Raw genomic sequence first — 5,821 nt, 5'->3', positions numbered from 1 at the left:
CCATCGCCCATCTCGTCTCCCATTATCTCGACAAAGGGCTCCCGCCACGCGCGGCCGCAGCCGCAGCGCTGAAAGAGCTCGAAGGCGCCTTTGCGCTCGGCATCATCTTCAAGGATGAGAACGACCTCATCGTCGGTGCGCGGCGCGGCAGCCCGCTTGCGGTCGGCTATGGCGATGGCGCAATGTATCTGGGCTCCGACGCCTTCGCACTGGCGCCGATGACGAACCGCATCTCCTTCATGGAAGAGGGCGACCGGGTCGAGATCACAAGAAGCAGCGCGATTTTTTATGACGCCGACGGCAATCGTGTAGAGCGGGCCATTCGCATCACCGACGTTTCGACGGCGCTTGTCGACAAGGGCAATCACCGCCACTTCATGGCGAAGGAAATCTTCGAGCAGCCAGAAGTCATCGGCCACACACTCGGCGAATATGTGAACCCGCTCGACGACACGCCGCGCTTGCCCAAGCTGCCGATCGATCTCGCGACAGTACCGCGCATCACGATCATCGCTTGTGGCACAGCATCATATGCCGGTCACGTCGCAAAATACTGGTTCGAGCGCTACGCACGCATTTCGGTCGAGGTCGATATTGCCTCGGAGTTTCGCTATCGCGAAGCGGCAATGCCGAAGGGCGGCCTCGCCATCTTCATCTCGCAATCTGGCGAAACGGCCGACACGCTGGCCGCGTTGCGCTATTGCAAGTCGCAAGGCCAGACAATCCTCTCCGTCGTCAACGTCACGGAGTCATCCATCGCGCGTGAGTCCGATGTCATCATGCCGACCTTTGCCGGTCCCGAGATCGGCGTCGCATCTACGAAGGCCTTCACCTGCCAGTTGACCGTTCTCGCCGCTTTGGCTGTTGGAACAGCACTCGCACGCGGCGCGATCAGCCTTGCCGAAAGCCAGCGCCTCGTCCGAAAGCTTCTGGAAACGCCGCGTCAGGTCGCCGACGTGCTTTCGCGTGACAGCTCGATCCATGCGATCGCGGCAGAGCTTTCAAAAGTCCGCGACGTCCTCTATCTCGGCCGCGGCCATTTCTTTCCTATCGCGCTTGAAGGCGCGCTGAAGCTCAAGGAAATTTCCTACATCCACGCCGAAGGCTATGCGGCGGGCGAGTTGAAGCATGGGCCCATCGCGCTCATCGACCCTGCCGTGCCGGTCATCGTCATCGCCCCGGTGGATGTTCTCTTTGAAAAGACCATTTCCAACATGCAGGAAGTGATCGCGCGCGGCGGCAAGGTGATCCTCATCTCCGACAAGGAGGGCATCGAGCGGGCGGGAATGGACGCCTGGGCGACAATCGAAGTACCCACGGTCGATCCGCTGATCGCGCCCATCATCGCTGCGATCCCCGTGCAATTGCTCGCCTATCACGCTGCTGTATCGAAGGGCACAGATGTTGATCAGCCGCGTAACCTGGCCAAATCGGTGACGGTCGAATAGCTGATTCGTCGCGGCCCAGCCTCGCGTCAGATGGAAGTGTGCCACTCTAATCCATTCTGAATACAATCATTTTCGCCCTGAAGCCCGGACGTTCCCTTTCGCACGTGTTAATATTGCGTACGGAGGGATTCGATGCGGCTGATAAATTCCAGGTATTTGCTGACAGGCGTGGCCGTAGCCGCGCTGATGCTGCTTCTGCCCGTGCCCGCGACTTCCGTATCGTCGACAACCGGCGCGACGCCGGATCGCCTCAATGCGACGGCCGCCTCGGACCTCGATGCAGGCGTCAAGGCCGTCGAGCAGCGTCACTACGAGGAGGCGACGCGCCTGCTCACGCAGGCCATCGACAGCGGCATGCTCAGCAAGGAAGGCCTGGCGCTCGCCTATCATCATCGTGGCATCGCGCGCCAGAAGCTCGGCTTCTCCAGCATGGCGGTTCTGGATTACACCCAGGCCATCGGACGGGATGCTCTGGCCAGGGAAGTATTGGCGCGGGCCTACTACAATCGAGGCATCGCAATGGCGGATGTCGGCGACAAGCTCGGCGCAGAGCAGGATTACACGCGCGCGATCGACCTCTCTCCGGACTATGCCGCCGCCTATCACAACCGCGCCAATCTGGAGCGCGCAAGGGCCGACTATCCAACAGCCATTCGCGACTACAGCGAGGCGATCACGCTTCTCAATGGCGACAAACGCAAACTGCCGCTGATGGGCCGCGCACTTTCCTATGAGAAATCAGGAGATGTGGCGTCTGCCGTTGCAGATCTCAATCAGGCGCTTTCGATTGATCCGAACTACGCGCCCGCATTGCAAAAGCATCGCGAACTCGCCGCGCTGCCGATAGCGCCCGACAATATCGGGACAGGTTCGATAGCAACACCCGGCGCGGGCCTTCTGCCGGGCCGTGACCGCGCCATACAAACTGGTTGGGAGCCGCAGGCGACGCGCTTCGACAAGGGCGCTCCGGTAAGCCAGCCCGCCGCATCTGCAGAAGAGCGCCTTGAAACCGCATCGCTCCGCGCCATCGATATGGTGCCTGCACCTTCAGCCGTCCCACCGCCATCGGCCAACGGGCGTTACAAAATGCAGCTTGGTGCGTTCCGCGCGGCGGCCGACGCAGCCAAGGCATGGAACACCATCAGCCAGAGCGGCGGTACACTCGTCGGCTCTCTCGACCATACGATTGAAGAAGCCGATCTCGGCGCGCGCGGCACCTATTTCCGGCTGCATGCCGGCGCATTTGCCAAGGCGTCTGACGCCAAGGCGCGTTGCGCGGCACTGGCTGTTAAAAAGATCGACTGCATCGTCGTCGCGCGCTGATCGCGTAGCGCCGAATTTTTCCGGGCAAATCGCTCAAAAAACCCTGTTTTGTTCGAAAACAACGCCTTGACGTAGCGGCGGAGCCTTTGCGCGCCTGTTGTCGTCAGAGGCTCTTCGCCGGTAAACTCGACGCCAACAATATAACGAGTAAGCGAAAGGGAGACGATGGCTCAGCAGTCAATCGGACTTACAGCCTTTGGCGGATATATTCCGCGGCTTCGCCTGCAACGCAAGGCAATCGCACAAGCCAATGCCTGGGTCGCACCAAACTTTCTCGGCAAGGGGAAGGGCGAGCGTTCCATGGCGAACTGGGACGAAGACGCCGTCACCATGGCGGTTGAGGCGGCGCGCGACCTGCTCGGTCCCGACGATGACCGCTCGCATGTCGATGCGCTCTTCTTCGGCTCGACGACGATGCCGTTCAGGGATCGTCTGAACGCGGGCATCATCTCGGCCGCACTGACGCTGAACGAAACGGTGCGTGCCGTTGACGTGTCGTCGACGCAGCGCGCTGGCACATCCGCGCTGTTGCAGGCATTGACGGCTGTGAAGGCGGGCGATGCGAAGCACGCGCTCGTGCTCGCCGCCGATCATCGCAAGACGCGCGCAGCAAGCGCACAGGAACTCGACTTCGGCGACGGCGCAGCCGCCGTTTCGGTCGGCACTGAAAATATCATCGCCGAATATCTTGGCGGCACCAGCCTCACCGTCGATTTCGTCGACCACTTTCGCGGTGAGACGGAAGACTTCGACTACAACTGGGAAGAGCGCTGGATCCGCGACGAGGGCTACACAAAGATCGTCCCCCGCGCGATCAAGGCCGCTCTCGACAATGCAGGCGTGAAGGCCGATGAGATCAAGCACTTCATCCTGCCGACGACCTTCGGCACGAAATTCGTCGAAACGCTTGCGAAGAAAAGCGGCATTGCGCCGGAAGCTGCGCGCGACACGCTGGCCGCCAATTGCGGCGAGACCGGCGCAGCGCATTCGCTGGTGCTGCTCGTCCACACGCTGCAGAAAGAAGCAAAGCCCGGCGACAAGGTGCTGGTACTTCATTTCGGCGGCGGTTGCGACGCGCTTGTTTTCGAAGTGACGGACAAGCTCGCAAGCCAGGCAGGCAAGCGCGGCATTGTCGGCTCGCTCGCGAACCGTCAGGAAGAAACGAACTATCTGAAGTTTCTCACCTTCAACGGCCTGATCGAGTGGGAAAAGGGCATGCGCGCGGAGCAGGACAAAAAGACTGCCCTTACGACGCTTTACCGCAACGAAGACATGATCATGGGCCTCGTGGGCGGTCGTTGCACGGAAACGGGCGTCGTCCAGTTCCCACGCTCGCGCATCTCGGTCAACCCGAACAACCACACAGTCGATACGCAGGAGCCCTACAAGTTCGCCGAGCGCAAGGCGAAGATCCTGTCATGGTCGGCAGACTTCCTGTCCTTCAGCATGAACCCGCCACATCACTACGGCATGGTCGTGTTCGATGAAGGCGGCCGGATCATGATGGACTTCACCGACGTCGAGCAGGGCGCGGTCGACTCCGGCATGGATGTGCGGCTTGTCTTCCGCATCAAGGACTTCGACGAACGTCGCGGCTTCCGGAGATACTTCTGGAAAGCAGTGCCGGTCGCCGGCGCAAACGCAAAATCGAAAACCGGCCAGGCGGCTGAATAAGCCAGGCGAACGCGATCAGGGAGATTTGATTATGGCTGCAGGTATCAAAGACAAGGTTGCGATCCTTGGCATGGGTTGCTCGAAGTTCGGCGAACGCTGGGACGCCGGTCCGGAAGAACTGATGGTCGAGGCCTATCTCGAAGCAATGCAGGATGCAGGCATCGAGCCGACGCAGATCGACGCGGCATGGTTCTCGACGCATATCGACGAAACCGGCACGGGCAAGGGCGGCACGCCGATGTCGCTGGCTCTGCGTCTGCCGAACATCGCGGTGACGCGCGTTGAAAACTTCTGCGCAGGCGGTTCGGAAGCGCTGCGTGGCGCGGTCTATGCGGTCGCCTCGGGCGCCGCCGACATCGCCATCGCGCTCGGCGTGGAGAAGCTGAAAGACACAGGCTATGGCGGCCTTCCGGTCGGCAATGCCGGCACGCTGATCCCGCAATGGGCGCCGTCAGGCTCCGCGCCCGGCAACTTCGCGCAGCTTGCGTCCGCCTATCGCGCAAAGCACGGCGTTTCAAAGGAAGACCTGAAGCGCGCCATCGCACATATCTCGGTGAAGAGCCACGCGAACGGCGCGAAGAACCCCAAGGCGCATCTTCAGAACATCGTCACCGAAGAGCAGGTGATGAACGCGCCGATGATCGCCGAGCCGCTCGGCCTCTTCGATTGCTGCGGCGTTTCGGACGGCGCGGCAGCCGCCATCGTGACGACGCCGGAAATCGCCAAGGCACTCGGCAAGAAGGACATCGTCACCGTGAAGGCGATGCAGCTTGCCGTGTCGAACGGCCTTGAATCCCAGCATAACTCCTGGGACGGCAGCTACTTCCACACCGCGCGTATCGCCGCGAAGAAAGCCTATCTGGAAGCAGGCATCCAGCGGCCCCGCGAAGAAGTCAGCATGATGGAAGTGCATGACTGCTTCTCGATCACCGAACTCGTGACGATGGAAGACCTGTTCATTTCGCCCGAAGGCCATGCCGTGAAGGACGTGATGGACGGCTTCTACGACGCGGACGGCAAGGTGCCTTGTCAGATCGACGGCGGCCTCAAGTGCTTCGGCCACCCGATCGGTGCGTCGGGCCTGCGCATGGCCTATGAAATGTATCTGCAGCTTCAGGGCAGGGCGGGCGCGCGCCAGCTCGGCAATCCCCGGATCGGCCTCACGCATAATCTGGGCGGTGCGCCGTCGCAGAACGTGTGTTCGGTCACGATCATCGGCGCACACGGAGCGTAAATGCACTCCATATGATAGAAGCAAGGGCCGGGAGAAATCCCGGCCCTTTTTTGTGGATGCCCAATGCTCTTTAACTCCCCGATCTTCCTGTTCGCCTTCCTCCCGCTGACGGCAATCGCCTGCTATCTGATCAGGGCGCGGG

At 61.2% G+C, this 5,821-nt stretch carries 4 protein-coding genes; all 4 read left to right on the top strand.

Annotation, left to right across the window (positions count from 1 at the left end):
* Positions 1 to 1,448, top strand: a 1,448-nt coding sequence (glmS, locus tag WA943_RS06710; RefSeq protein ID WP_424469087.1) for a glutamine--fructose-6-phosphate transaminase (isomerizing), incomplete at its 5' end; no start/stop codon positions are given.
* 132 nt (positions 1,449 to 1,580) lie between these two features.
* Positions 1,581 to 2,771: a tetratricopeptide repeat protein gene (locus WA943_RS06705; protein WP_424469086.1), complete on the top strand. Its 1,191-nt coding sequence runs from the start codon at positions 1,581 to 1,583 to the stop codon at positions 2,769 to 2,771.
* Between the two features lie 165 nt (positions 2,772 to 2,936).
* On the top strand, positions 2,937 to 4,445 hold the full coding sequence (locus WA943_RS06700) for a hydroxymethylglutaryl-CoA synthase family protein (RefSeq protein WP_424469085.1): 1,509 nt from the start codon (positions 2,937 to 2,939) through the stop codon (positions 4,443 to 4,445).
* A gap of 31 nt (positions 4,446 to 4,476) precedes the next feature.
* Complete coding sequence (locus WA943_RS06695) at positions 4,477 to 5,679, top strand: acetyl-CoA acetyltransferase (protein WP_424469084.1); 1,203 nt, start codon at positions 4,477 to 4,479, stop codon at positions 5,677 to 5,679.
* The last annotated feature ends 142 nt before the right edge of the window (positions 5,680 to 5,821 follow it).

Source organism: Parvibaculum sp. (genome assembly GCF_049651025.1).
Classification (GTDB): domain Bacteria; phylum Pseudomonadota; class Alphaproteobacteria; order Parvibaculales; family Parvibaculaceae; genus Parvibaculum.
This window is presented reverse-complemented; position numbering and strand designations above follow the sequence as displayed.

Excerpts from the sequence above, each read along its gene's own strand:
- WA943_RS06705 (WP_424469086.1), top strand. The coding sequence starts at position 1,581 with ATGCGGCTGATAAATTCCAGGTATTTGCTGACAGGCGTGGCCGTAGCC.
- WA943_RS06700 (WP_424469085.1), top strand. The coding sequence starts at position 2,937 with ATGGCTCAGCAGTCAATCGGACTTACAGCCTTTGGCGGATATATTCCG.
- WA943_RS06695 (WP_424469084.1), top strand. The coding sequence starts at position 4,477 with ATGGCTGCAGGTATCAAAGACAAGGTTGCGATCCTTGGCATGGGTTGC.